This window comes from Sphingomonas glacialis (genome assembly GCF_006439055.1).
GTDB classification, from domain to species: Bacteria; Pseudomonadota; Alphaproteobacteria; order Sphingomonadales; family Sphingomonadaceae; genus Sphingomonas; species Sphingomonas glacialis_A.
This window is the reverse complement of sequence record NZ_RCZC01000003.1, coordinates 213,982-239,319: the sequence shown is the minus strand read 5'-3', so window position 1 is coordinate 239,319 and position 25,338 is coordinate 213,982. Positions and strand designations below refer to the sequence as shown.

The following is a 25,338-nucleotide window of genomic DNA, read 5'->3' as shown; positions in this document are numbered from 1 at the left end:
CGTCGTCGTCAATGCGCCGCGCCCCAGCTCAGGCCCGTTCCAATCTCGATGCCGAGCGGCACGCTCAGCACGATCGCAGGCCCGGCGGCGGTCGCCATGACATGCTCGATGATCGGCTTGGCCGCGGCCACATCGCCTTCGGGCAGCTCGAAAACGAGTTCGTCGTGCACCTGCAGCAGCATCCGGACATGCCCCAGCCCGGCGGCTTCGAGCGCCGGTCCCATCCGCACCATCGCGCGCTTGATGATGTCGGCCGAGGTACCCTGGATCGGCGCGTTGATCGCGGCGCGCTCGGCGCCCTGTCGCTCGTGCTGCACCTTCGACTTGATCCGCGGGAAGTGCGTCTTCCGCCCGAACAGCGTCGCGGTATAGCCGGTCTCGCGGACGAACTCGGTGGTCGCGGCGATATAGTTGCGGATGCCGGGGAAGCGCTCGAAATAGCGATCGATCATCGCCTGCGCTTCGTCCGCGGTCACGTCGAGTCGCCCGGCTAGCCCCCACCGGCTGATGCCGTAGAGAATCGCGAAGTTGATCGTCTTGGCGCGCCCGCGCGTGTCGCGATTGACCTCGCCGAACAGCTCCATCGCGGTCAGGCTGTGAATGTCGGCGCCCTCCGAGAACGCCTGCTTCAGCGCCGGCACGTGGGCCATGTGCGCGGCGAGCCGCAGTTCGATCTGCGAATAGTCGGCGGCGAGCAGGACATTGCCCGGTTCGGCGACGAACGCATCACGAATCTGCCGGCCGATCTCGGTGCGGATCGGGATATTCTGCAGATTCGGGTCGGTCGAGGACAGCCGCCCGGTCTGCGCGCCGGTGAGCGAGTAGGAGGTGTGGACGCGCCCCGTCGCCGGGTTGATCTGCGCCTGGAGCGCATCGGTATAGGTCGATTTGAGCTTCGATAGCTGGCGCCAGTCGAGCACCTTCGCCGCGATCTCCTTGCCGGGCGAATCCTTGTCTGCGGCGATGCGCTCCAACTCGGTCACGTCGGTCGAATAGACCCCCGACTTGCCCTTGCGCCCGCCCTTGATCCCCATCCGCTCGAACAGCACGTCGCCCAATTGCTTGGGGCTGCCGATCGTGAAGGCACCGCCCGCCAGCGCATGGATCTCGACCTCGAGCGCGCCGATGCGGTACGCGAAGTCGGTCGAGAGCGCGGCCAGCTTTTCGCGATCGACCTTGATGCCGTGCATCTCCATCTGCGCGATGACGGGCGCGAGCGGGCGATCGACCATCTCGTAGACGCGCGTCGCACTCTCGGCGACGAGCCGCGGCTTGAAGCGCCGCCACAGCCGCAGCGTGACGTCGGCATCTTCCGCCGCGTAGCGCGTCGCGGCGTCGAGATCGACTTCGTTGAAGCTACGTTGCGACTTGCCGACGCCGACGACGTCCTTGAACGCGATGCAGCTGTGCGAGAGGTGCGTCGCGGCGAGCTCGTCCATGCTGTGGCCGTGGAGCCCCGCATCGAGATCGAAGCTCATCAGGATCGTGTCGTCATGCGGCGCGACCGAGAGCCCCAGCCGCCCGAGCACGATCATGTCGTATTTGAGGTTGTGCCCGATCTTGAGCACCGCGGGGTCCTCGAACAGGGGTTTCAACTTGGCGAGCGCGACATCGCGGTCGAGCTGCACCGGCGTCTCGGCAAACAGCCCCGATCCGCCATGCGCGAGCGGGATGTAGCACGCCTTGTTCGGCTGCAACGCCATGCTCACCCCGACCAGCTCAGCGCGCGTCGCGTCGATCCCCGTCGTCTCGGTGTCGATCGCGATCCACCCCTGGTGGCGTGCCGCGGCGATCCAGCTGTCGAGCGCGGCTTCGTCAACTACGGTCTCATAGCCGTCGTGATCGCACGGCGGGTCCTGCTCGGTCGGCACCGACTTCGGCGCGGGCACCGGCGCATCGGCGACCGCCGACAGTTTCGCGAGCAGCGATCGGAAGCCGTGATGTTCGAGAAAGGCACGCAGGGGGGCGTCGGGAATGCCCTTGAGCTCGAGATCCTCGAGCGGTTCGGGGAGCGCAACGTCGCATTTCAGCGTGACGAGTTCCTTCGACAGCCGCGCCATGTCGGCATGTTCGATCAGATTGTCGCGCAGCTTGCCTGCCTTCATCCCCGCGGCGGCGCCGAGCACCGCTTCGAGCGTACCATGTTCGAGGATCAGCTTGGCGGCGGTCTTCGGGCCGACGCCGGGGACGCCGGGCACGTTATCGACGCTGTCGCCCATCAGAGCGAGCACGTCGCCGAGCTGCGCCGGCGTGATGCCGTGGAATTTCTCCGCGACATGCTCGGCGCCCAGCCGCCGGTTGTTCATCGTGTCGTACATGTCGAGCCCGGGCTCGATCAGCTGCATCAGATCCTTGTCGGACGAAACGATCGTCACCTCCCACCCCTGCGCGAGCGCGGCGCGCGAATAGCAGGCGATGATGTCGTCGGCCTCCAATCCCTCGGTCTCGATGCACGGCAGCGAGAAGGCGCGCGTCGCGTCGCGGATCATCGGGAATTGCGGGACGAGGTCCTCGGGCGGCGGGGGACGGTGCGCCTTGTACTGGTCGTACAGATCGTTGCGGAAGGTCTTCGACGATTTGTCGAGGATCACCGCCATGTGCGTCGGGCCGTCGGCGGCATGGACCTCGTCAGCGAGCTTCCACAGCATCGTCGTATAGCCATAGACCGCGCCGACCGGCTCGCCATGCTTGTTGGTGAGCGGGGGGAGGCGGTGATAGGCGCGGAAAATGTATCCCGAGCCATCGACAAGATAGAGATGCGGCATTTGGCGGGGATAGCCCAAGCTTCGGGAAGCACAAAGCCCCCGCGTCACGCCATTCGGCGCTTATCCGCGGTTAGCCGCGATGGTTCGCGACGACGCTCGCCACCACCGCCTGCATCAGCGCCTGGCGCGCCGGGATCGGACGCGGCGTGTCGCCGATCATGATCGCGATCGCATAGCCGCTGCCATCGGGCGCCATCAGCAGCCCGACATCGTTATAGCCCGCGGTGCGCCCGGCAAGATCCTGCCCCGTACCGGTCTTGTGGCCGAAGCTCCAGCCCGGCGGCACCGCGCCGCGCATCCGCTGCTTGCCGGTGTGCGACGATTCCATCGTGCTGATCAGATAGTTGGTCGATTCGGGCGAGAGCAGGTCGCCGCGCTTGAGCCGCGCGAGCGCGCCGGCGATCGCCACCGGCGCGGCACCGTCTGGCGGGTCGGCGACATAGCGTTCGAACGCGGCGATGCGGTCGGCGCGCGGCAGCCGATCGCGCGCGATCATGAAGCCGTTGCCGAAGGCGTAGGACGGTTGCCACACCAGGCCAGCGGTCTGGCTTTGCAGCAGGCGCTCACCCGGCCCGAAGCGGATGTCGCCCAACCCTTTACGCTGGATGAAGTCGCGCACCGAATTCGGCCCGCCGACATAGCGCAGCAAGCGGTCGTTGGCGGTATTGTCGCTCATCGTCAGCGCGCGCTGAAGCAGTTCGCCGACCGTCGTGGGATAGCCCTGATCGCCCTTGATCAGACCCGCGATCGGCTGATGGAACAGCGTGATGTCGTCGCGGTACAGTGTCACCGGATCGGTCAGCCGGAGCCGCCCGCGGTCGCGATAATCGAGCACCGTCATCGCCACCCACAGCTTGCTGACGCTCTGCTGCGGCAGGCGCTGCTCGCCGCCGGCATCGACGCTCCAGCCGCGATCGATGCTGCGCACCGCGATCCCGACGCGACCATCGAACTGCCGCGCGAGAATTGCGACGCTGGTCGCCAGCGCCGACGGTGCCGCAACCGGGCGCTGCGCGGGGGTCGCCTGGGGACGCGCGAACGGCGCAGGCCCCGATGCCGACGGAACGACCCGGGCGAGATGCACATTGGCATCCTGCCCGCACGCACACAAAGCGGCGGTCAGGAGCAAGGCTGCAACAGGCTTGGGCAATCGATAGGGAAGGATACGCAACACCGTGTTTAGTCCCGATACTCTAACCCACACTCGATCCTGGCGGTAAGGCCAGATTGTGGTGGGGATATCCCTCGCCCCTCCCCTTGCGACCAAGCGCGTAATTGGCGGGACAAGACGATATCGCACCGGGAACTGTCTATTCCGTTGATCTACGGAACCAGAATGGTGTCGATCGCTTGCGGGAGCAAGTCAGGATAATCGAGCGTATAGTGCAGCCCGCGCGATTCATGCCGGTGCAGCGCCGACCGCACGATCAATTCGGCGGTCTGGAGCAGGTTGCGCAGCTCGATGAGATCGGGCGTCACGCGGAAATGCCCGTAATAATCGTTCACTTCGTCGGTGAGCATCCGGATGCGATGCTGCGCGCGCTCCAACCGCTTGGTGGTGCGCACGATCCCGACATAATTCCACATGAAGCGCCGGATCTCGGTCCAGTTCTGCTTGATGACGACCTCTTCGTCCGAATCCTCGACGCGGCTTTCGTCCCACGCGCGGATCGGCGGCGGCGCGGGGAGGTCGTCCCAATGCTCGGCGATATGGTTGGCGCACGCCTCACCGAACACGAAGCATTCGAGCAGCGAGTTCGACGCGAGGCGGTTGGCGCCGTGCAAGCCGCTCTCGCTGCACTCGCCCGCCGCATAGAGGCCGGGCAGGTCGGTCCGCCCGTCGAGATCGACCACTACGCCGCCGCAGGTGTAATGCTGTGCGGGCACCACCGGGATCGGCTCCTTGGTCATGTCGATGCCGAGGCCGAGCAGCTTTTCGTGGATGTTGGGGAAGTGCTCGCGGATGAACGCCTCGCCCTTGTGGCTGATGTCGAGATGGACGTAGTCGAGCCCCAAGCGCTTGATCTCGTGATCGATCGCGCGCGCGACGACATCGCGCGGCGCAAGCTCGAGCCGCGGGTCGAAATCGGGCATGAAGCGATACCCCGTCTCGGGGATCAGCAGGTGTCCGCCCTCGCCGCGCACGGCCTCGGTGATCAGGAAATTCTTGACCTCGAGATTGTAGAGGCAGGTCGGGTGGAACTGCATCATCTCCATGTTCGAGACGCGGCAGCCCGCGCGCCATGCCATCGCGATGCCGTCGCCGGTCGCGCCGCGCGGCGCGGTCGAGAAGAGATAGGTGCGGCCGGCGCCCCCGGTTGCTAGGATCGTGGCGCGCGCGGTGTAGACCTCGACCCGCCCGGTCGCGCGGTTGACGGCGTAGACGCCCCACACGTGGCCCGCGCCCGAATAGCGCTCCTCATGCTTGCCCGTCGCGAGATCGATCGCGACCATGTCGGGGACGAGCGTGATGTTGGGATGGTCGGTCGCGGCGCGCTGCAGCGCTTCCTGCACCGCCCAGCCGGTCGCATCGGCGACATGGACGATGCGGCGATGGCTATGCCCGCCCTCGCGCGTCAGGTGGAGCGCGTTCCCCTCGGTCGCGAACGGCACACCCAATTCCTCGAGCCGCGCGATCGCGGCGGGTGCCTGCGTCACGACGAACTCGACCGTCGCGCGGTCGTTGAGCCCCGCGCCCGCGATCATCGTGTCCTCGATATGGCTCTCGAACGTGTCGCCTTCCTCGAGCACCGCGGCGATCCCGCCCTGCGCCCAGGCGGTCGACCCCTCGTTCATCGCGCCCTTGGCGAGCACGGTGACCTTGAAGCGGTCGGCGAGGTTGAGCGCGGCGGTGAGGCCCGCGGCACCCGAGCCGATGATGAGGACGTCGGAGGTTTTTGTCATCGTGCTCCCCTCCCTGGAAGGGAGGGGTTGGGGGTGGGTCGGTCTGGGGCGGGCGCTGGGTCACCACTCGGGCCGACCCACCCCCGGCCCCTCCCTTCCAGGGAGGGGAGGCGACTACGCATTCGAAGCCCTCGTTAGATTGAGGAACACGTCCTCGAGATCGGCCTCGCGAGTCGATACGTCCACAATCCCGTACCCATCGGCCTGCACCGCAGCGAGCACCTCGCCGGCATTCACCTTGTCCTTGGCATAGGTGATCGCGAGCGTGCGCGTCCCCTTGAGCTCGATCTTCTGGAAGCACACCGCGCTCGGCGGCACCGCGACGTCGCGGTCGACCGTCACCTCGACCAGTTTCTCAGTCGCCATCCCGACGAGCTCGCGCGTCGGCTTGTTGGCGATGAGCTTGCCGTGGTTGATGATCGCGATCCGGTCGCAGAGCTGCTCGGCTTCCTCGAGATAATGCGTCGTCAGCACGACCGTCACGCCCTGCGCGTTGAGCTGGCGGACATAGGCCCAGAGCTGCTGGCGCAGTTCGATGTCGACCCCCGCGGTCGGCTCGTCGAGCACGAGCACGGGCGGCGTGTGGACCATCGCCTTCGCCACCATCAGCCGCCGCTTCATCCCGCCCGACAGCGTGCGGGCATAGGCGTTCGCCTTATCCTCGAGATGCACCGCCTGGAGCAATTCCATCGAACGACGCTTCGCCTTGGGGACACCGTAGAGACCAGCCTGGATCTCGAGCGTCTCGATCGGCGTGAAGAACGGGTCGAACAGGATCTCCTGGTTGACGATCCCAATCGACGCCTTGGCGTTGCGCGGATGCTGGTCGGTGTCGAAGCCCCAGATCGTGGCATTGCCGCTGGTCTTGTTGACCAGCCCTGCGAGGATGTTGATCAGCGTCGACTTGCCCGCGCCGTTCGGCCCGAGCAGCCCGAAGATCTGGCCGCGGGGCACGTCGAACGAAACATCGTCGAGCGCGCGCTTGCCGCCTTTGTAGGTCTTGCACAGGTTCGCGATGGAGATGGCGGCCTCGGTCATGAGTCGGCTCTAGGCACGCGCGGCCCGCGCGCAAAGCGTAAAATCCCCCTCCCGCCTACGGGAGGGGTTAGGGGAGGGGCGTGCCGCAGGGGCCGCGCTTCGCGGCAAGGCCCTCCCCCAGCCCCTCCCGCAAGCGGGAGGGGAGCAAGAAGGAGCCCGTCCGGTAAGCCGCAGGGGACAAGGGGCGTTGAAGCGCAGCACCGACCTTGCTACACGCACGCCCATGATCGCACCGCCCGAAATTCTGCGCGTAACGCATGCCCGCAACATCTGTGACGGCGCGACCGACATTCCCGGTGGCGCAAGCCTCGGCCATCCGCGCGTTTTTCTCGAAATCGACGAGAGCGGCTATGTCGATTGCGGCTATTGCGACCGCCGCTTCGTGCTGATCGGCGGACCCGCCGACGGTGTCGATCCATCGACTTTGCACGATCACGGGGATGGCGCAGGGCTTTAACCTGCCTATATTCGTCGGATGACCAGTCCGACAGACCCCCGCGCGTTCTTGTATCATGATGGCCAGCTCGACCCGGCCGAAGCGCAAAGGCTCACCGCCGCCGCGCTCGGCAAGGCCGACGATGGCGAGCTTTACCTGCAATATCGCAAGTCCGAGGCGTTCGGCTTCGACGACGGTCGGCTGAAGACCGCGAGCTACGACACGCATTCGGGCTTTGGTCTGCGCGCCGTGTCGGGCGAGATGACCGCCTTTGCGCACGCCAACGAGCTCAGCGCCGCCGCGATCAAGCGCGCGAGCGAGACGATGGCGCTGATCGACCCGTCGAGCGCGCCCAAGGCCGGCCCGCCGCGCGCGACCAACCGCCACCTCTATACCGCGTCCGACCCGCTCGATCTGGTCCCCTTCGCCGACAAGGTGAACCTCTGCCAGACGATCGACGCCGCCGCGCGCGCGCGCGATCCGCGCGTCGCGCAGGTCTCGGTCTCGCTGTCGGGCAGCTGGAACGTCGTCGAGATCGTCCGCGCCGACGGTTTCATCGCCACCGACGTGCGGCCGCTCGTCCGCCTCAACGTCTCGATCGTGGTCGAGCAGAACGGCCGGCGCGAGACGGGGACGTTCGGGCTCGGCGGCCGCTATCTCTACGACGAGCTGATGGCCCCCGCGACCTGGAACCGCGCGATCGACGAGGCGCTGGCGCAAGCCGTCGTCAATCTCGACTCGGTCGCCGCCCCCGCCGGCGAGATGACCGTGCTGCTCGGGCCGGGCTGGCCCGGCATCCTGCTCCACGAGGCGATCGGCCACGGGCTTGAGGGCGATTTCAACCGCAAGGGCACCAGCGCCTTCTCGGGCCGGATCGGCGAGCGCGTCGCGGCGCCCGGCGTCACTGTGGTCGACGACGGCTCGATCGCCGACAAGCGTGGCTCGCTGTCGATCGACGACGAGGGCACGCCCACGCAGGAAAACGTGCTGATCGAGGACGGCATCCTGAAAGGCTATATCCAGGACCGGCTCAACGCCCGGTTGATGGGCGTCGCACCGACCGGCAACGGCCGCCGCGAATCCTTCGCGCACGCGCCGATGCCGCGGATGACCAACACCTTCATGCGCGGCGGCAAGGATGATCCGGCCGAGCTGCTCAGCCGCGTGAAGAACGGCATCTTCGCCAAGTCGTTCGGCGGCGGGCAGGTCGACATCGTCTCGGGCAAGTTCGTGTTCAGCTGCACCGAAGCGTACAAGATCGAGAACGGCCGCATCGGCGCGCCGATCAAGGGCGCAACACTGATCGGCGACGGCCCCTCCTGCCTCACTCGCGTCGAGGGAATCGGCAACGATTTCGCGCTCGACGAGGGCGTCGGCATGTGCGGCAAGGGCGGGCAAAGCGTTCCGGCCGGCGTCGGGCAGCCGACCTTGCTGGTCGCCGGGCTCACCGTCGGCGGGACCGCGATGTGATTCCAAAGCTGGAAGCGATCAAGCATCTCTTCCTGCATGAATGGGATCCCATCGGTGTTGTAGAATTTCCGGAAGCCGCCGACGAATATGATAGCTACGCGCTTCGGGTGTTCACTGCACTGCATAGCGGAGCGACAGAGCAAGATATCGCCGACTATCTGACCTGGCTGGAACTCGATCATATGGGGTTGTCCGTAAGTTCAGGACGCAGTGAAGCAATCGCGTGCAAGGTCATCGAAATTCACGCGAGCGTGCCAAGCGCTTAGGAGATTGCGGAATGGTCGGTAGTTGGCCCGAACTCGACTGGACCGCCTGGCGCGAAACCGCGATCGCGCTGCAACTCCGTACGCAGATCATCGGCAAGGTGCGGCTCGCGCTCACCCCGTGGCTCAACCATAGCTGGCACGTGCCGCTCTACGTCTCGGCGCGCGGGCTGACGACATCGGCGATTCCGCTCGGCGACCGGATCCTCGAGATCGAGTTCGACCTGCTCCACGATCGGCTCGTCTTCATGACCAGCGACGGACGCAGCCGCGGGATCGGACTCGGCCCGGGCAGCATCGCGCATTTCCACCAGAGCGTGATCACCTGCCTCACCGAGCTCGACGTACCCGCACAATTCGACGGCGTCCCCAGCGAAATGGCCGACGTCCCGCCCTTCGCCGAGGATACGGCCGAACGCCCGTACGATGCCGACGCCGTCCGTTCCTTCTGGCGCGCGCTGATCCAGGTCGCGCGCGTCTTCGGCGAATTCCGCACGGGCTTTCTCGGCAAGGCCTCGCCCGTCCACTTCTTCTGGGGCAGCTTCGATCTCGCCGCGACGCGCTTTTCGGGCCGTGCGGCACCGCGCCATCCCGGCGGTTTTCCCGGCCTGCCCGATGCGGTGACGTGCGAGGCCTATAGCCATGAGGAAGCCAGTGTCGGCTTCTGGCCGGGCAGCGACGCCTATCCGCATGCCGCCTTCTATGCCTATTCCTACCCCTCGCCCGCCGCTTATGCGCAGGCCCGAATCGAACCCGCCGAAGCGCGCTGGAACGCCGAGCTCGGCGAATTCCTGCTCGACTATGCCACGGTCCGCGCGGCCGCCGACCCGAGCGCCGCGCTGCTCGCTTTCTGCCAATCGACCTATGAGGCCGCTGCCGATCTCGCCGCCTGGGACCGCGACGCGCTCGAATGCCCGCTCGGTCGGCGCCGGATTCCCCGCATCGTCTGAAAGTGCTACGCGGCCGCCATGGAAATGTTCTCGGCCATTGGCGATCCGCACCGCGCCTTCATCGCAAATCAGCCCGTCTTCTTCGTCGCGACCGCTGCGGCGGGCGCGCGGGTCAACCTCAGCCCCAAGGGGATGGACAGCTTCCGCGTGCTCGGCCCCAATCGCGTCGCCTATCTCGATCTCGGCGGGTCGGGCAACGAGACGCAGGCGCATCTTGTCGCCGATGGCCGCATCACGATCATGTTCTGCGCGTTCGACAATCCCGCGTTGATCCTGCGGCTTTACGGCACGGGGAGCTTCATCGTTGCGGGGGAACCCGGCTTCGACGCGGTGGCAGCGCAGTTCCCGCGGCTCGCCGGAGCGCGGCAGGTGTTCGATATCACCGTCGATAGCGTCCAGACCAGCTGCGGCTGGGGCGTCCCGCGCATGACGCTCGATCGTGAACGCGACACGCTCGTCAAATTCCATGCGCAGCAGGATCCCGACGCGCGCCTCGCTGTGATTGCCCAGCGCACGCACAGCATCGATGGCTTGCCGGTGCGCGTCCAGACGATCCTGCCGGCGTTCGATCCGCCCGAAATGACCAACAGGCGATGAGTCTGGTCGAACTCGGCAAGTTTGCGCGCAACGAAGCCTATATCGTCGTCGGACGGCTCGAGTCCGAGGGCATCATGGCGCTCGCGCTCGACGGCAATGCCAGCATTACCGATGGCAGCCAGTTCTTCATTCCCGTCCGCGTGATGGTCGATGAAGAGGATGTGGATGCAGGCCGCAGGATTCTTGCCGAGTCTGCCTGATTCTTGGGCAGCAGTTCGCAACTGCACAAAAATTTACGAGTCGGTAAGCTTTGCGGACGCTTTTGTGCGCCCGTTGCCGGGCATGGCGCGTCTGGCACGCCCTTTGCAGGTTACTCCCCAGGACCAATAACAAATAGGGGGGTTCGCGCGTGAAGCTCGTCATTGCCATCATCAAACCCTTTAAGCTCGACGAGGTGCGCGAGGCGCTCACCGAGATCGGCGTCGCGGGAATGACCGTTACCGAAGTCAAGGGATTCGGCCGCCAGAAGGGCCAGACCGAAATCTATCGCGGCGCAGAATACAGCACCAACATGGTGCCCAAGATCAAGATCGAGGTCGTCTGCGGCTCCGACCTAGCTGGCAAGGTCGTCGAAGCGATTCAGGCCTCGGCCAACACCGGCGCGATCGGCGACGGCAAGATCTTCGTGCTCGATGTCGGACAGGCTGTCCGCATCCGCACCGGCGAAACCGACGAGACGGCCCTGTGAGCGCCGCGAACGACAGACACGCTGTGAGCGCCGCGAACGAGATGCAGGCTGTGAGCGCCGCGAACGAAACCACCCGCGCAAGCGGACTGAGGGGGGTAGCAATGAATCGATCGACCAAATTGGGTCTGGCAGGCCTCGCCGGCGCAGCGCTGCTGACGGCGCTCCCGGCCTGGGCACAGGCGCCCGCAGCGGCCGCCGCCAAGCCATTCGTGCCGACCGCGGCGATGGTCAACAAGGGTGACACCGCCTGGTTGCTGACCTCGTCGGTGCTCGTGCTGATGATGTCGGTGCCCGGCCTGGCCTTGTTCTACGGCGGTCTCGTCCGCACCAAGAACATGCTCTCGGTCCTCATGCAGGTCTTCATGATCGTCTGCATCGCGGCTTTGGTATGGGTCAGCTGGGGCTATTCGATGGCCTTTACCGGCGGATCGCAGTTCGTCGGCGGGTTCGGCAAGCTGTTCCTCAAGGGCGTCGATGCCAACTCGCTCGCCGCGACCTTCTCGAACAGCGTCTACATCCCCGAATATGCCTATATCTGCTTCCAGATGACCTTCGCGTGCATCACGCCCGCGCTGATCGTCGGGGCTTTTGCCGAGCGCGTGAAGTTCACCCCGCTGATGATCTTCATGGTGGCGTGGATGACGATCGTCTATTTCCCGATCGCGCACATGGTGTGGTATTGGGCGGGCCCGGACTTCCTCCCCAACGCGCCGACCGACTTCGGCTTCCTTTACGGCAAGGGCGCGCTCGATTTCGCCGGTGGCACCGTCGTCCACATCAATGCCGGTATCGCCGGGTTGGTCGGCTGCCTCGTGATCGGCAAGCGCGCGGGCTTCAACAAGGAGCCGATGCCGCCGCACTCGCTGACCATGACGATGATCGGCGCCAGCCTGCTGTGGGTCGGCTGGTTCGGCTTCAACGCCGGCTCGAACCTCGAATCGAACGGCCTGACCGCGCTGGCCTTCATCAACACCTTCGTCGCCACGGCTGCAGCCGGCGTGTCGTGGGCGGTGATCGACCAGATCAAGCACGGCAAGCCGTCGCTGCTCGGCGCGGTGACGGGTGCGGTCGCCGGCTTGGTCGCGATCACCCCGGCCTCGGGCTTCGCTTCGCCGATGACCTCGATCATCCTCGGTCTGCTCGTCTCGCCGCTCTGCTTCTTCTTCGTCACCACGGTGAAGAGCTGGGGCAAGTATGACGACTCGCTCGACGTGTTCGGCGTGCACTGCGTCGGCGGCATCTTCGGTGCGCTCGGCACCGGCATCGTCGCCGATCCCAAGCTCGGCGGCCAGGGCTGGGTCGATTACACCGCCGCGGTCGCCAAGCCCGGCGTGTACGACATGGCGACCCAGCTGTGGACGCAGGCCGAAGCGGTCGCGATCACCTTGGTCTGGTCGGGTGGCGTCTCGGCCGTCCTCTTCCTGATCCTGAAATACACCGTCGGCATCCGCCCCTCGGAAGAAGTCGAGCACGAAGGTCTCGACATCTCCGAACATGGCGAGCGCGCCTACAATTATTGACCAGATTAGGGGGCGGACCCCGAACGATCCGCCCCCTTCACGATGTTCCTCCTGCGGACGACCTAGGCCGGTGCGGCGACGCACCGGCCCTTTTTTATGTCTGCGGTGGTGGGGTCGTCATGTGGTGGGGAAGAGGCTCGCTCGCCGTGTCGCCGATGAAGCGCGCCCACACCCCACCCGGCCGCCAGATCGCGTCGAGCGCCGGGCGCGCCTGCGCCTCGTCCCAGCCGAGCCGTTCGCGCCGATAGCGATACAGAAAGGCCGAAACGCGCGCGTTGACTATGCAATGGACGTGCACCGGCCGCGTGCCGATCTCCTCGATCACCGCGCAGAAGCGCTCGAAATCCGCCGTGGTCGGCGCATCGAACGCGACCGGGATGTGGGTGTAGGCCATCCCCAGCGCCGCGACCGTGGCCGCTTCGTCGGGCAAGGCGCGTGGATGATCGTGCAAGGCAAGATTGATGACATCGCGAACGCCGAGCGCTGCGATCTGCGCGAGTTGTTCGCTGCTCGGCTGGCCAGATGTCGTCAAGTGATCGTCGAGGCGATACCAGTTCGGAATATCGACGGGGTCGCGCATTGGGCTCCTTTCGAGCAAGGGTGCCCAGGCGAGCGGCGGCCGCGTTCGCGCTCCACGGTGGTGCCCCACCTGCTTCGCCAGTCACGCGAACGCGCTTATCCTAATCGCGCGCGGAACTGCACTCAAGCCACCTCGTCGGGCGGAACTGCGGCCTTGTCGCGCGCCTTCTCGCGCAACCGCTGCGCGGCGAGCGCGGCGCCGAGCAGAAAGCCGCCCGGCACCAACACCACTGCCGCCGCCAGCCCGATCCGAGTCCAATCCTTGCGGTCCATGCCGCATCCCTATCCGATCAGCCGAGATCCGCCGCCACGAAATCGGCACAGCGTTCCCCGATCATGATCGACGGGGCATTGGTGTTGCCCGAGACGAGCTTGGGCATCACCGAGGCATCGGCGACGTATAGCCCCTCGACCCCGCGCACGCGCAGCCGCGGGTCGCACACTGCGGCATCGTCCGATCCCATCCGCGCGGTGCCGACCGGGTGATAGACGGTGTCGGCACGCGCGCGGATCAGGCGTTCGAGTGCGTCGTCGTCGCGCAGGTCGATCGGATAGCGGTCGCGGCCCTGATGGTCGCTCAGCGGCGGCGCCTCGAGGATGCGGTACATCGCGCGCACCCCGCGCATCATCGTCGCCATGTCGCGCGGATCGCTCAAGAAAGCCGGGTCGATCAGCGGCGCCGCGCGCGCATCGCCCGAGGCGAGCCGCACCGTGCCATGGCTTTCGGGGCGCAGCACGCAGACATGGCACGAATAGCCATGCCCCGGCACTTGGGTGCGGCCATGATCCTCGAGTGCCGCGACGACGAAATGGAGTTGCACGTCGGGCGCCGGCGCATCCGGATCGGTGGTGAGGAAGGCGCCCGCCTCGGCGAACGGCGTCGTCATCATCCCCTCGCGCTTGCGCAGCCACTGGAACAGCGCCCCCGCCATATCGAGCTTGCCCTTGAGCGAATTGCCGACGAAGCTTTTCCCCGGCGTCTCGAACGCCGCGACATAATCGATATGGTCCTGCAAATTGGCACCGACGGCGGGCCGATTGATCCGCACCGCGATGCCGTGTTCGTGGAGATGCGCGGCGGGCCCGATCCCCGACAGCATCAGGATCTGCGGCGTGCCGAACACCCCGGCGGCGAGCACGACGGCCTTGCGCGCGCGGATCACCTTGGCCTCGCCGCCTTGCAGATAGGCGACGCCCCAGGCGCGCCCGTCCTCGAACAGCACGCGTTCGACGGTGACGCCCGTCAGCACGTGCAGCGCCGGATTGGCCGGCGCGTCGCCAAGATAGGCCCGCGCCGAGGTCCAGCGCTCGCCGCCCTTCTGCGTCACCTGATAGAGCCCGATCCCCTCCTGCCGCGCGCCGTTGAAATCAGCGTTGCGCGGGATCTGCAGCGACGCACCGGCTTCGACGAAATCGAGGCTGCCCGGATTGGCGTGGTGCTGCTCGCTGACCCAGAGCGGGCCGTCGCCGCCATGATAGGCGTCGCCGCCGCGGACATTGTGCTCGCAGCGCTTGAACCACGGCAGCACGTCATCATACGACCAGCCGGGGCAGCCGAGCGCCGCCCAATTGTCGTAATCCCATTTGTTGCCGCGGATGTAGATCATCGCGTTGATCGCGCTCGACCCGCCGAGCCCCTTGCCGCGCGGCTGGTGCCCGCGCCTGCCGCCGAGCCCGGCTTGCGGGACGGTCTCGTAATTCCAATTGGTCTTGTCGGTCTGGAAGGCGAGGAAGGCGGGGATGCGCGTCCGGAGCCCCGTGTTGCGGCCGCCCGCCTCGAGCAAGGCGACCGAGAATTTACCCTCATCGCTCAGTCGCCCGGCCGCCGCCGCGCCGCCCGAACCGCCCCCGATGACCACGATATCGGCTTCTTCCACGCGCTCTCTCCTGCTCGCGGCGCTTTAGTGCGCCTTCGTATCGCTCGTGCGCCATCGCGCCTTGATCGTCTCGGACGTGTCGCGACTGCCGTCGTGGCTCCATCCCGGCGGCATCACCAGATAGCCGAATTTGGCACGAAGCCCAGGCGCCCGCCAGACGTCTTGCGCGATCCCGATCCACTCGTGGGACGCCGCCCATAACAGGTTGAACGAGCCAAGATTCTTGACGATCCCATAGCGTGGGCGGTCGTCGGCCCGCTCGGGCTCGAAGGTGCCGAACAGGCGGTCCCAGACGATGAACACGCCGGCATAATTGGTGTCGAGATAGCGCGGATTGGTCGCGTGGTGGACGCGGTGGTGCGACGGCGTATTCATCACCGCCTCGAACCAGCGCGGCATCCGGTCGATCGTCTCGGTGTGGATCCAGAACTGATAGATCAGGTTGAGCCCGGCGACGAACACCAGCATCGCCGGCGGAAAGCCGATCAGCAGCAGCGGCAGGCGGAAGAGGAAGCTGAGCGAGACGAAGCCGGTCCAGGTCTGCCGCAGCGCGGTCGACAGATTATAATGCTGGCTCGAATGGTGGATGACATGGCTCGCCCAGAACCAGCGGACGCGGTGGGCCGAGCGGTGGAAGACGTAATAGAACAGGTCGTCGAGGACGAAGGCCAGGACGAACCAATACCACGCATAGCCGATGTCGAAGAGGCGGAACTGCCACACCCATAGCGACAGCGCGAAGACCAGTCCGACCGTCAGCGCGCCGGCAACGGTGCTGCCAAGACCGAGCGCGAGCGACACGAGCGTGTCCTTCGGCTCATACCGCGTGCGATCCTTGACCCGCGCGACGATCATCTCGGCGAGGACGAGCGCGATAAAGCCGGGCACGGCGTAGTGGACGGGATCGGGCAGGTCCATTGCCACTGTTTACACCAGTGTCAGTGGGATCCGTAAAGGGGCAATGTCAGGCGTGCGATCTCGGACGGCCGATCAGTGATAGGTCGTCCCACGCGCGACCGTATCCTCAAGCGCGCGCACATCGGCTTCAAGCACGCCGAACAGCAGCACCGCACCGAACGGACGTTCGCCGCTCTCGACGCGAACGCCTTCGATCGCCTGGGTGAGCTGCAACGGCGCGATCAGCCGCCGTGCCGCGACCTTGGCGCCGTGGCGCTTGAGCAGGGCAATCGCCCCGTTGCCAGCGACGAGCGCGGCATTGCCATCGGTCCCGATCACTGCGCCATGCGCGACGAAGCCGGCGAGCATCTGCTCGGCGGTCTCGCGCGCTTGCGCGGCACTCGAGATGCGCGCCTCGCCGAGCCGCAGCCAGCGCGCGACGAGCGCGAGGCCGAGCACCCCGGCGACGCTCAGACCGATCTGGGTCCAATCCACCCTGCCGCGCTCACGCCGGCGTGGAAAGCGCGTCGAGCAGCGGGCGGAGGCCGGTGAGATCGTATCCGGCGGCGGCAGCCTTCGCCATCGCCGTATCAGGATGCACGCCGGCCTTGACCGCCGCGAGCGCCCATAGGTTGCACGAGCGCGTGCCCGAGCGGCAATACGCCAGCACTGGCCCCTTCGCTTCGGCGAGCACCGCCGCCATTGCGTCGATCTGCGGGTGCGAGAAGCCGGCATGCGTGACCGGGATCGCGGTGTAGGTCAGCCCTGCGGCCTCCGCCGCGGCCGCGATCTCGGCGCCGCTCGGCTGGCCCATGTCCTCGCCATCGGGGCGATTGTTGACGATTGCGGCGAAGCCGGAGGCGGCGAGCTCGCCCATCGCGTCGGGCGAGATTTGCGGGGCGACGGCGATGGTCGGGTCGATGGTGCGGAGCATGGTCATGGCGTCGCTTCTAGCTCGCACGGGCGTGTGGCGGAAGCGGCAGATTTTTTCGCGCAGAGGCGTGGAGGCGCAGAGCGAAGAAGAGATGGCCGTGCAAAAAGTCCTTCGCGCCTTCGCGCCTTCGCGTGAAAAATCAACGCTCAGAACCGCCGCAACACCCCGAGAAACGCATCTCCATAGGCTTCAAGCTTGCGCGCGCCGACGCCGGTGATGTGCCCCATCGCCGAAAGCGTCGAAGGCCGCGTCGTCGCCATCTCGCGCAGCACCGAATCGTGGAAGATCACATAAGGCGGTACGCTCGCTTCGAGCGCGAGTTCGCGGCGCTTGGCGCGCAGTGCCTCGAACAAGGGATCGCCGGTCGGGTTGGGTACGCTCCCCGCGCCGCCGCGCCGCCGCCGCTCGCGCTTGGGCGGGACGATCAGCGCGACCTGCTCGCCCTCCTTGAGGATCCCGCGCGCGCCGGGGCCGAATTCGAGCCCGCCGAAATCGTTCGCGCGCAGCGCATCGCGCAGCAGCAGCGCGCGCCCGACCGGCTTGATCAGCGCGGCCTCTTCGGGCGAGGACGCGATGCCGAACACGGCGAGCGCCTCATGCCCGTTCATCAGGCTGCGCTCGTTCGACTGTCCGATCAGGATCTGTTCGATATACCCCGCGCCAAAACTCTGGCCCGTGCGAAAGACCGCGGAGAGGAATTTCCTCGCCACCTCCGTCGCATCGACGGCGGCGGGCGGGTTGAGGCAATTGTCGCAATTGCCGCAATTCTCCGGCGACTCGTCGCCGAAATGCTTGAGCAGGATGCGTCGGCGGCACCCGGCGGTCTCGGCCAGCGCACCGAGCGCCGCGAGCCGCTGCCGCTCCCCCGGCTGGCGTGCGGGCTCGACCTCACCGATCCGCTGGCGCGCGCGGGCAAAGTCTTCGGCACCCCAGAACAGATGCGCCACCGCGGGATCACCGTCGCGCCCTGCGCGGCCTGTCTCCTGATAATAGCTCTCGATCGATTTCGGGAGCCCGGCGTGCGCCACGAAGCGGACGTCGGGCTTGTCGATCCCCATCCCGAACGCGACCGTCGCGCACATCACCATGTCTTCGCTCGCGACGAAATCGGCCTGGTTCTTGGCGCGGACATGCGGGTCGAGCCCGGCATGATACGCGCGCGTCGGCCGCCCGGTCTTGGCGAGCGCCTCAGCCATCTTCTCGGTGCCCGCGCGACTCTGCAGATAGACGATCCCCGCGCCCGGCGTCTCGGCGATCAGATCGGCGATCTGGCGCGTGGCATTGTCTTTCGGCGAGATGCGATACTGGATATTCGGCCGGTCGAACCCGGCGACGATCATCCCCTCGTGCGGGATGCCGAGCTGTTCGAGAATGTCCGCGCGGGTCACCGCGTCGGCGGTCGCGGTCAGCGCGAGCCGCGGCACATCGGGGAATGCGTCGAGCAGCGGTCGCAGCAGGCGGTAATCGGGGCGGAAATCATGCCCCCATTCGGACACGCAATGCGCCTCGTCGATCGCGAACAGCCCGAGCGGCGCGCGCGTGAGCAGGTCGCGAAACGCCCCGCTCGAAGCCCGCTCCGGCGCGACGTATAGCAGGTCGAGCTCGCCGCGGCGGAAGCGCGCGATCGTCTCGGCCTGGTCGGTATCGACCGAGGTCAGCGTCGCCGCGCGGATGCCGATCGCGGTGGCGGCGCGCAACTGATCATGCATCAGCGCGATCAGCGGCGAGACGACGACGCACGTCCCCTCGAGCACGACCGAAGGCAATTGGTAGCAGAGCGACTTGCCCGCGCCGGTCGGCATCACCGCCAGCGTCCGCTCGCCAGCGAGCACGCGCTCGACCACCGCCCCCTGCACGCCGCGAAACGCCGGGAAGCCGAAGGTCGATTGCAGGACGGGGAGGGGATCGATCATTTACGCGAAACCAAGAATAAGAAGGAGGGACTGATCGACACGCTGCATGTCGGCCTCGGACAAACGGCCGATCGCTCGGCCAAACTGCTGGTGATCCACGGTCACCAAAATGTCGACCGCGACGTCTGAAATCGCTTCAAGGCCATTCTGCGCGTCGGGCAAGATCCGCGGGCGGAGGTCGCGTGCCTCCCCCGTCGCCGTTTGGCACAATGCCACGAGACGATGCGGCGTATCGCCGAAAGCGTCGCTTTGCACGACCACGACCGGGCGAGGCTTGCTGCCATAGCCGCTTCCCGTCGCAGCACTCCAGATTTCACCCCGCTTCATGATCGAGCTTTAACGCTCGGTTTCGCGGTCGAGGCGTTCGAGCACGACGTCGGTCATCGCGCCAGCGAACGCCATCGCCTCGCGGTCGTCCTCGACACGCGCCCATAACCACTCGCGTGTCTTGCGGGCTTCCTCCTGAAACGCCGGCGTCGTGGTATCTGGCAACCAGAAAGTCTTCGGCCGCAGCCCCTGCGCGCGAAGCGCAGCACGCCGCTTGGCGACGCGTTCCGCGCTGGTCATCGGTCGCTCCATGCCCATGGCCACGCTCCTTCCATCGAGCGTTACATGTAACGCCGAACCCCGAAAATCACAAGATGTTTACCCCTTGTTCTTGCGTGCGGACGCGTTCCCGGTGCAAGCGGGCGCCTATGGAAACAGTCCGCGACAACAAGGCCGAGCAGGAATTCGAGCTAACCGTCGGCCGCCACCGCGCGGTCGCAGCGTATCAGATGGAGGGCGAGACGATCGTCTTCACCCACACGCTCGTGCCCAAGGCGGTGGCAGGGCACGGCGCCGCGACCAAGCTGGTCCGCGCCGCGCTCGACAGCGCGCGCGACCGTGGGCTGAAGGTCATCCCGCAATGCCCGTTCGTCGCCGCCTATATCGACAAGCATCCGGAATATCGCGACTTATTGTAAAGCAGTCGCGGTTTGGCCCCATTCTGCGACGACACCGGCGCTGAACAGCAACGGGGCGGCCGGCCATGATGATCCACCTTCGCACGCTCACGGCGTGTTCGCTCCTCGCGGTCGGCCTCGGCGCAGCGGCTCCCGATCCCGTCTATACGGTGCGTGACGACGGCGTCGTCGCGGCGAGCGTCGAGGGAGTGCCGGGGACGCTGCGCATCGATCCGGGCGCACCCGCGCTCCCGATCCTCGCGAAACCCTATGCGCTTCGGGCAGGCTTGAAGCCGGGCATGTTCGGCCTTCACTATAAGGTCGGCCCGAGCGGGGTGCGCGGCGTGACGGCTGTCACGCACCTCACCGTTGACGGCATGGCGATCCGGCGGCGGGTCGGCTGGTTCGACACGCCCTATGCGACCGGCGCCGATGGCGTGATCGGGCCCGGCGGATTGCCCGCGCCGATGGTGCGCTTCGAGCTCCATCCACCGCGCCCCGGCGAGCGGACGCTGGACTTGCCGCTGGTCGACGGCGGCGCGCTGATCGGCAACTGGGGCGGGCTGTTCGGCGAGATCCTCGTCGGCGGCGTGCCGATGAAGGTGCGGTTCGACCTGCACCACCGCCTGTCACTTGCCAGCGCCGGTGCGGCCCAGCGCATCGCGGCGGCACAGGGCGGCGCATTGACCGGCCCGGTCGATCAGGCCGAGATCGCCTTCGGCATCGCGCGGCCGGTCCGTCGCATGACGCTCGCCACGCCCTTTGCGATCGGCCCACTGGCACTGAATGCCCTGCACGTGCGCGTCTCGGACTATGGCAATGCGGCGACGATCCGTGATGCCGACGTGACCCCCGATCCCGACGAGATCATCGTGACGGGCAAGGCAAAGCGCGATCCCGCGCGCGACCGCCTGTCGATCGGCCGCGATGCGCTCGAGCACTGCTCGTCGATCACCTTCGACAAGCCCGCCAAGCGCATCCGGCTGAGCTGCCTCTGACTTATTCCGCCGCCACCGATTCCTCGGCGCGCTCCTGCGCCTGGCGGTTCCACATCTCGGCATAGAGCCCGTCCTTGCGCAGCAAGGCGGCGTGGCTCCCGCGCTCGACCACCTGCCCCGCCTCGAGCACGACGATCTCGTCTGCATGCACCACGGTCGACAGCCGGTGTGCGATGACGATCGTCGTGCGCCCGCGCTCGATCGCCTGGAGCGTGTCGAGGATCTCGCCCTCGGTGCGGCTGTCGAGCGCCGACGTCGCCTCGTCGAGGATCAGCACCGGCGGGTTCTTGAGCAAGGTCCGTGCGATCGCGACGCGCTGCTTCTCGCCGCCCGACAACTTCAACCCGCGCTCGCCGACGCGCGTGTCATAGCCCTGCGGCTGGCGCTCGATGAACCCCGCGATCGCCGCACCGCGCGCGGCATTCTCGATCTCGTCCTGCCCGGCGCCCTCTCGGCCATAGCCGATATTGTAGCCGATCGTGTCGTTGAACAGCACGGTGTCCTGCGGCACGATCCCGATTGCCGAGCGCAGCGACGCCTGCGTCACCTCGGCGATATCCTGCCCGTCGACGGTGATCCGCCCGCCGGTCAGATCGTAGAAGCGATACAGCAGCCGCGCGAGCGTGCTCTTGCCCGCGCCCGACGGCCCGACCACGGCGAGCGTCGTGCCCGCCGGGATATCGAGGTCGATCCCCTTGAGGATCGGCATGCCGGGATCATAGCCGAAGCGCACATCCTCGAAGCGAACATGCCCGCGTGAAACGTCGAGCGGCAGCGCGCCGGGCGCGTCGACCACTTCGGACGGCGTATCGATCAGGTCGAACATCGCGCCCATGTCGATCACGCCCTGGCGGATCGTGCGATAGACCATGCCGAGCAGGTCGAGCGGGCGGAACAGTTGCGACAGCAGGGTCGAGACGAACACCACGTCGCCCGCCGAGAATTGCCCGCGACCCCAGCCCCAGGCGACGAACGCCATCCCGCCGCCAAGCATCAGATTGGTGATCAGCGCCTGCCCGACGTTGAGCCAGGCGAGCGAGTTTTCGGACGTCACCGCGGCATTGGCATAGGCCGCCATCGCCGCGTCGTAGCGCTTGCCCTCGCGCTCCTCGGCGCCGAAATACTTCACCGTCTCGAAATTGAGCAGCGAATCGACCGCATGGCTGACAGCACCGGTGTCGAGATCGTTCATCCGCGTGCGCAGCGCGGCGCGCCAATCGGTCACCATCCGCGTGAACCAGATATAGGTCGCCACCATCACCACGGTCGCCGCAACCAGCCCCCAGCCGAAGCTCGAGCGGAAGATGTTGAGCACCAGCAACAGCTCGAGGATCGTCGGCGCGATGTTGAACAGCATGAAATAGAGCATCGTGTCGATGCTCTTGGTCCCACGCTCGACCACCTTGGTGACGGCACCCGTCCGCCGCTCGAGATGGAAGCGCAGCGACAATTGGTGGAGGTGGCGGAACACGCTCGCCGCAAGCCGCCGTGTCGCATCCTGCCCGACACGCTCGAACACCGCATTGCGCAGATTGTCGAACAACGTCGTCGAAAAGCGCGCGCCGGCATAGCCCGCGACGAGCGCGATCACGATCCACACCGCGCCGCGCTGCCCCTGCGCCATGCGATCGACCGCCCATTTCAGCGTATAGGCGCTGGCATAGACCTGGGTGACCTTCGAGGCGATGACGAGCAGCATCGCGCCGACGATCCGCGCCCGCAGGATCGGCGCGTCCTTTGGCCACAGATAGGGCAGGAAGCGCCGGAGCGTCGGAAGCATCGGCCGCTCGGGCGTGGTCGAGGATGTGGCGGTATCGGGGGGCATCGGGTTCCCATGTAGGCGCGGTCAAGCTCGATCGAAAGCGTCTCATGGAACAAGCAGGGCGGTTCGTCGTTTTTCCTTTTGAACGGAGACGGTTATGGACCCGCTTTTCTACGTCATGGCGATCATGGGTTGCGGCGACGGCAGCGCTTCGTGCCAGCAGGCGCGCGTCGAGCAGGTGCAATATCATTCGATCGGCGAATGCCAGCGCGCAATGCCCGCAGTGCTCGCCCGCAATAGCGATGTCGATTATCCCGTCGTGACCGCATCGTGCCGTGCAACGGGCGCGCGGATGGCGCAAACCACGGCACGCCTGAAACGCGGATGATCGCCATCGCGCGATAGACTGCTATGGTCCGCGCGACAGGGACACACCGTGCGGAAATTGAGTGCCATCTTTATCGGAAGTTTCGTATCGTTGGTGCTCGTCGCCGCGATCGAAAGCCTGAGCGCGACGCTCTATCCCGTATCCGGCGACATTGCCGCAGCCGATCGCGCGACGTTGCTGGCGATGATCCATGGTATCCCGCTCCCGGCAAAACTCATCATCGTGGCGGGTTGGCTGATCGCCCCATTTGCCGGTGTGTGGCTCTGCCTTCGCATCGGCGACTGGCCGATCGGTGGCTGGCTCGTCACGGCGATCTTCCTCGTCGCCGCGATTGTCGGCCAAGTGAATGTTCCTCATCCGCTGTGGATGGTGCTTTGTGCGGTGATCCTGCCGCTGCTCGGCGGATGGCTGGCGCAGCGCGTTCATCGCAAACCCTATCCGGGCGAGCCGTTGCTCGGATAGAAGCGCCGCGTCGGGCAGCGGGTTCAGACCTCGCGGTCGATCGTCCGATTGCCATCCTGCATCGGCAGCGCCCAGCGGATCTGTTCGCGCAGCAACGTCTCAAGCTCCTTTGCGCCGACGACGTGCGCGGTCGCGCGCTTGCGCAGCAAGGCGGCGAGCAGCGAAGCGCGGCTGTCGGGCGCCTGCGCGACGCGTCCGCGCGACAGGGCCTTGGCGAAGTGGACGGAGAGCGCGGTCATCGATGCAAGCCTTTATCCAGGCCGATAGCGTAAGCGTGCGGACGTGCAGGCGATCTCACCGAATGTGGTTAGCGCGGCCTTCGGTGTTGCGCGGGCGCGTCCAAAGCGCGCCATCGCGCGGGGCCGGTGGATATGCCTGCGCGCGTCTGCTGGCCGCGAAAAACGCCTTGCCGATCATGGCGAGCTTCGCCGCACTCGAGGTCGTCACGCGGTCATCCCACGCACGCGGTCCGAGCGAAGCGACACCGCGCGCAATCGCCCCATAGATGTCGGCGGCCGCGAGCACCGCCCAGGCCGAACGAAACGACAACGCGGGCGTGCCGCGGCGCGCGCTCGCCTCATAGCCCGCGGCCAAGTGCGCCAGCCGCACGCCGAGCAGGCCGAGCGGCGCGCGATTTTCGGGCGCCAGCAGCGTATCGGCGCGAAGGCCCATTTCGTCGAGCCAATCCTGCGGCAGGTAACACCGCCCGGCCCGTGCATCCTCGGCGATATCCCGCGCGATATTGGCGAGCTGGAAGGCGATCCCCAGGTCGCACGCGCGATCGAGCGTCGCCTCGTCGGTCGCCGCAACCCCCATCGCCAGGGCCATCATGCACCCGACCGCACCTGCGACATGGTAGCAATATTGGTAGAGATCGGCCTCGGTCCGCGGCCGCCAGCCTTCGGCATCGAGCGCGAACCCGGCGATCAGATCGCGCGCCAATGCCGGGGGCAGGGTGGTTTCGGCAGCAAAGATCCGCAGCGCATCGAAAGCCGGATCGCCGACCACACGGCCCGCCAGCGCGTACTCGGTCTTGGCCGAGATTTCCGCCAGCCGCGCCGGGCCATCGTCTACCCCGGTCATGTCATGGCCATGGTCCTGGCCGTCGGCGATATCGTCGCACGCGCGGCACCACGCGTAGAGCAGCCAGGCGCGCTCGCGCACCGGCCGGTCGAACAGCTTGCTCGCGGCGGCAAAGCTCTTCGATCCGCGCGCGATCGATTCCTGCGCGGTCGCGACGATCGCATCGCGCGTGGGGAGGGCGGGGGACGACACCGTTATGCGCGACTGCGGACGCGGGGGGGCGTCACAGGTCCTTCGCGCCGATCTTGGTGATCGTGACGATCGGCTCGTGCGCCGCCATCTGGTCGAGCAGGCCGTCGAGCGCGGTGTCGATCAGCAGGATCCCGTGATGCTGCGGCCGCAGGAAGCCGACCTCCCCCATGTGGCGATAGAAAGCGACGAGATGGTCGTAATAGCCCGCGATGTTGAGCAGCCCGACAGGCTTGGCATGATAGCCGATCTGCGCCCAGCTCAGCGCTTCCCACAATTCGTCCATCGTGCCGGTACCACCGGGCAGATTGACGAAGCCCTCGGACAGATCGGTGAACGCCTGTTTGCGCTGGTGCATCGTCTCGACGACGTGGAGCTCGGTGAGGCCACGATGCGCGACCTCGGCGGCGACGAGCGCCTGCGGGATGATCCCGATCACCTCGCCACCGGCTTCGAGCGCGCTATCGGCAACCGCGCCCATCAGCCCGAGCTTGCCGCCGCCATAGACGACACCGATGCCGCGTTCGGCGAGCGTGCGGCCGACCTGGCGCGCGCATTCGATATAGACGGGATCGGCCGGCGTGGCCGAACCGCAATAGATGGCGAGCCGCTTCATCACTGGCTCCCCTCCCTGGAAGGGAGGGGTTGGGGGTGGGTTGGCTGCCGGAGCAAGGTCACGCC

General features: G+C 66.6%; 29 protein-coding genes and 1 riboswitch. Of the genes, 12 read left to right on the top strand and 17 right to left on the bottom strand.

Translation table 11 applies throughout. The features are described 5' to 3' along the window. Positions 1–8: 8 nt before the first annotated feature. The 4 genes from polA to EAH76_RS12925 all read right to left on the bottom strand — a co-directional run bounded on the left by polA (position 9) and on the right by EAH76_RS12925 (position 6,707). Entirely contained in the window at positions 9–2,765 is a 2,757-nt protein-coding gene (polA, locus tag EAH76_RS12940) for a DNA polymerase I (RefSeq protein WP_140850690.1), read from the bottom strand. Positions 2,766–2,835: 70 nt separating this feature from the next. Further along, positions 2,836–3,939 (bottom strand): serine hydrolase, encoded by a 1,104-nt coding sequence (locus EAH76_RS12935; protein WP_241659684.1) that lies wholly within the window; start codon positions 3,937–3,939, stop codon positions 2,836–2,838. 149 nt (positions 3,940–4,088) lie between these two features. Beyond that, positions 4,089–5,669: an L-aspartate oxidase gene (nadB, locus tag EAH76_RS12930; RefSeq protein WP_140850689.1), complete on the bottom strand. Its 1,581-nt coding sequence runs from the start codon at positions 5,667–5,669 to the stop codon at positions 4,089–4,091. A gap of 114 nt (positions 5,670–5,783) precedes the next feature. Continuing rightward, a complete protein-coding gene (locus EAH76_RS12925) occupies positions 5,784–6,707 on the bottom strand; it encodes an ABC transporter ATP-binding protein (RefSeq protein ID WP_140850688.1) in 924 nt (307 codons plus the stop codon). A gap of 223 nt (positions 6,708–6,930) precedes the next feature. On the opposite strand from EAH76_RS12925, the gene EAH76_RS12915 reads away from it, so the two are divergent. The 8 genes from EAH76_RS12915 to EAH76_RS12880 all read left to right on the top strand — a co-directional run bounded on the left by EAH76_RS12915 (position 6,931) and on the right by EAH76_RS12880 (position 12,631). Further along, positions 6,931–7,164, top strand: a complete 234-nt coding sequence (locus EAH76_RS12915) for a zinc-finger domain-containing protein (RefSeq protein WP_140850687.1) — start codon at positions 6,931–6,933, stop codon at positions 7,162–7,164. A gap of 18 nt (positions 7,165–7,182) precedes the next feature. Further along, positions 7,183–8,613 (top strand): metalloprotease TldD, encoded by a 1,431-nt coding sequence (gene tldD / locus EAH76_RS12910; protein WP_140850686.1) that lies wholly within the window; start codon positions 7,183–7,185, stop codon positions 8,611–8,613. Next, entirely contained in the window at positions 8,610–8,879 is a 270-nt protein-coding gene (locus EAH76_RS12905; protein WP_140850685.1) for a hypothetical protein, read from the top strand. Before tldD ends, EAH76_RS12905 begins: the two co-directional genes overlap by 4 nt. A gap of 11 nt (positions 8,880–8,890) precedes the next feature. Further along, on the top strand, positions 8,891–9,826 hold the full coding sequence (locus tag EAH76_RS12900; protein ID WP_140850684.1) for a DUF5996 family protein: 936 nt from the start codon (positions 8,891–8,893) through the stop codon (positions 9,824–9,826). 18 nt (positions 9,827–9,844) lie between these two features. Next, positions 9,845–10,423, top strand: coding sequence for a pyridoxamine 5'-phosphate oxidase family protein (locus EAH76_RS12895; protein ID WP_140850683.1), 579 nt, complete (start codon positions 9,845–9,847; stop codon positions 10,421–10,423). Then, on the top strand, positions 10,420–10,623 hold the full coding sequence (locus EAH76_RS12890) for a DUF2007 domain-containing protein (protein ID WP_140850682.1): 204 nt from the start codon (positions 10,420–10,422) through the stop codon (positions 10,621–10,623). Before EAH76_RS12895 ends, EAH76_RS12890 begins: the two co-directional genes overlap by 4 nt. Positions 10,624–10,772: 149 nt before the next feature. Next, a complete protein-coding gene (locus EAH76_RS12885; RefSeq protein ID WP_140850681.1) occupies positions 10,773–11,111 on the top strand; it encodes a P-II family nitrogen regulator in 339 nt (112 codons plus the stop codon). Between the two features lie 101 nt (positions 11,112–11,212). After that, entirely contained in the window at positions 11,213–12,631 is a 1,419-nt protein-coding gene (locus EAH76_RS12880; RefSeq protein ID WP_140850680.1) for an ammonium transporter, read from the top strand. 94 nt (positions 12,632–12,725) lie between these two features. Here EAH76_RS12880 and EAH76_RS12875 read toward each other — a convergent pair whose 3' ends face one another. The 9 genes from EAH76_RS12875 to EAH76_RS12840 form a co-directional block, all read right to left on the bottom strand. Further along, positions 12,726–13,211 carry a protein tyrosine phosphatase family protein gene (locus tag EAH76_RS12875; RefSeq protein ID WP_140850679.1) on the bottom strand — a complete coding sequence of 162 codons (486 nt, stop codon included), beginning with the start codon at positions 13,209–13,211 and terminating at the stop codon, positions 12,726–12,728. Positions 13,212–13,226: 15 nt separating this feature from the next. Beyond that, a riboswitch (ZMP/ZTP riboswitch) is annotated at positions 13,227–13,306 on the bottom strand. A 27-nt stretch (positions 13,307–13,333) separates the two neighbouring features. After that, positions 13,334–13,483 carry a hypothetical protein gene (locus tag EAH76_RS24160; protein ID WP_170208024.1) on the bottom strand — a complete coding sequence of 50 codons (150 nt, stop codon included), beginning with the start codon at positions 13,481–13,483 and terminating at the stop codon, positions 13,334–13,336. 17 nt (positions 13,484–13,500) lie between these two features. Next, on the bottom strand, positions 13,501–15,087 hold the full coding sequence (locus tag EAH76_RS12870) for a GMC family oxidoreductase (protein ID WP_140850678.1): 1,587 nt from the start codon (positions 15,085–15,087) through the stop codon (positions 13,501–13,503). A gap of 24 nt (positions 15,088–15,111) precedes the next feature. Further along, entirely contained in the window at positions 15,112–16,005 is an 894-nt protein-coding gene (locus tag EAH76_RS12865; protein WP_140850677.1) for a sterol desaturase family protein, read from the bottom strand. A 72-nt stretch (positions 16,006–16,077) separates the two neighbouring features. Further along, complete coding sequence (locus EAH76_RS12860) at positions 16,078–16,479, bottom strand: hypothetical protein (RefSeq protein WP_140850676.1); 402 nt, start codon at positions 16,477–16,479, stop codon at positions 16,078–16,080. 10 nt (positions 16,480–16,489) lie between these two features. Then, on the bottom strand, positions 16,490–16,924 hold the full coding sequence (locus EAH76_RS12855; RefSeq protein WP_140850675.1) for a TIGR01244 family sulfur transferase: 435 nt from the start codon (positions 16,922–16,924) through the stop codon (positions 16,490–16,492). A gap of 140 nt (positions 16,925–17,064) precedes the next feature. Continuing rightward, complete coding sequence (recQ, locus tag EAH76_RS12850) at positions 17,065–18,831, bottom strand: DNA helicase RecQ (protein WP_140850674.1); 1,767 nt, start codon at positions 18,829–18,831, stop codon at positions 17,065–17,067. Further along, complete coding sequence (locus tag EAH76_RS12845) at positions 18,832–19,158, bottom strand: type II toxin-antitoxin system PemK/MazF family toxin (protein WP_140850673.1); 327 nt, start codon at positions 19,156–19,158, stop codon at positions 18,832–18,834. 9 nt (positions 19,159–19,167) lie between these two features. Next, positions 19,168–19,398: an antitoxin MazE-like protein gene (locus tag EAH76_RS12840; RefSeq protein ID WP_241659683.1), complete on the bottom strand. Its 231-nt coding sequence runs from the start codon at positions 19,396–19,398 to the stop codon at positions 19,168–19,170. Between the two features lie 128 nt (positions 19,399–19,526). Here EAH76_RS12840 and EAH76_RS12835 point away from each other — a divergent pair, with 128 nt between their 5' ends. Together EAH76_RS12835 and EAH76_RS12830 are read left to right on the top strand one after the other, a co-directional pair. Next, positions 19,527–19,796, top strand: a complete 270-nt coding sequence (locus tag EAH76_RS12835) for a GNAT family N-acetyltransferase (protein WP_140850671.1) — start codon at positions 19,527–19,529, stop codon at positions 19,794–19,796. 65 nt (positions 19,797–19,861) lie between these two features. After that, positions 19,862–20,773 carry a hypothetical protein gene (locus tag EAH76_RS12830; RefSeq protein ID WP_140850670.1) on the top strand — a complete coding sequence of 304 codons (912 nt, stop codon included), beginning with the start codon at positions 19,862–19,864 and terminating at the stop codon, positions 20,771–20,773. Between the two features lies 1 nt (position 20,774). On the opposite strand, the gene EAH76_RS12825 is transcribed toward EAH76_RS12830, so the two are convergent. Further along, positions 20,775–22,598 (bottom strand): ABCB family ABC transporter ATP-binding protein/permease, encoded by a 1,824-nt coding sequence (locus EAH76_RS12825; protein WP_170208023.1) that lies wholly within the window; start codon positions 22,596–22,598, stop codon positions 20,775–20,777. A gap of 94 nt (positions 22,599–22,692) precedes the next feature. Between EAH76_RS12825 and EAH76_RS12820 the strand changes: the two genes are divergently transcribed. Continuing rightward, positions 22,693–22,923, top strand: a complete 231-nt coding sequence (locus EAH76_RS12820; RefSeq protein WP_140850669.1) for a hypothetical protein — start codon at positions 22,693–22,695, stop codon at positions 22,921–22,923. A gap of 57 nt (positions 22,924–22,980) precedes the next feature. Continuing rightward, the gene (locus tag EAH76_RS12815; protein WP_140850668.1) at positions 22,981–23,385 is read left to right on the top strand and encodes a hypothetical protein; all 405 of its coding nucleotides are present in this window, start codon (positions 22,981–22,983) and stop codon (positions 23,383–23,385) included. Positions 23,386–23,408: 23 nt separating this feature from the next. Here EAH76_RS12815 and EAH76_RS12810 read toward each other — a convergent pair whose 3' ends face one another. Genes EAH76_RS12810 through EAH76_RS12800 form a run of 3 tightly spaced genes read right to left on the bottom strand, consistent with a single transcriptional unit; the run spans position 23,409 to position 25,273 of the window. Then, a complete protein-coding gene (locus tag EAH76_RS12810; RefSeq protein WP_140850667.1) occupies positions 23,409–23,624 on the bottom strand; it encodes a hypothetical protein in 216 nt (71 codons plus the stop codon). A 55-nt stretch (positions 23,625–23,679) separates the two neighbouring features. Further along, entirely contained in the window at positions 23,680–24,660 is a 981-nt protein-coding gene (locus tag EAH76_RS12805; protein ID WP_140850666.1) for a phytoene/squalene synthase family protein, read from the bottom strand. Between the two features lie 31 nt (positions 24,661–24,691). After that, positions 24,692–25,273, bottom strand: coding sequence for a TIGR00730 family Rossman fold protein (locus EAH76_RS12800; RefSeq protein ID WP_140850665.1), 582 nt, complete (start codon positions 25,271–25,273; stop codon positions 24,692–24,694). Positions 25,274–25,338: the final 65 nt, after the last annotated feature.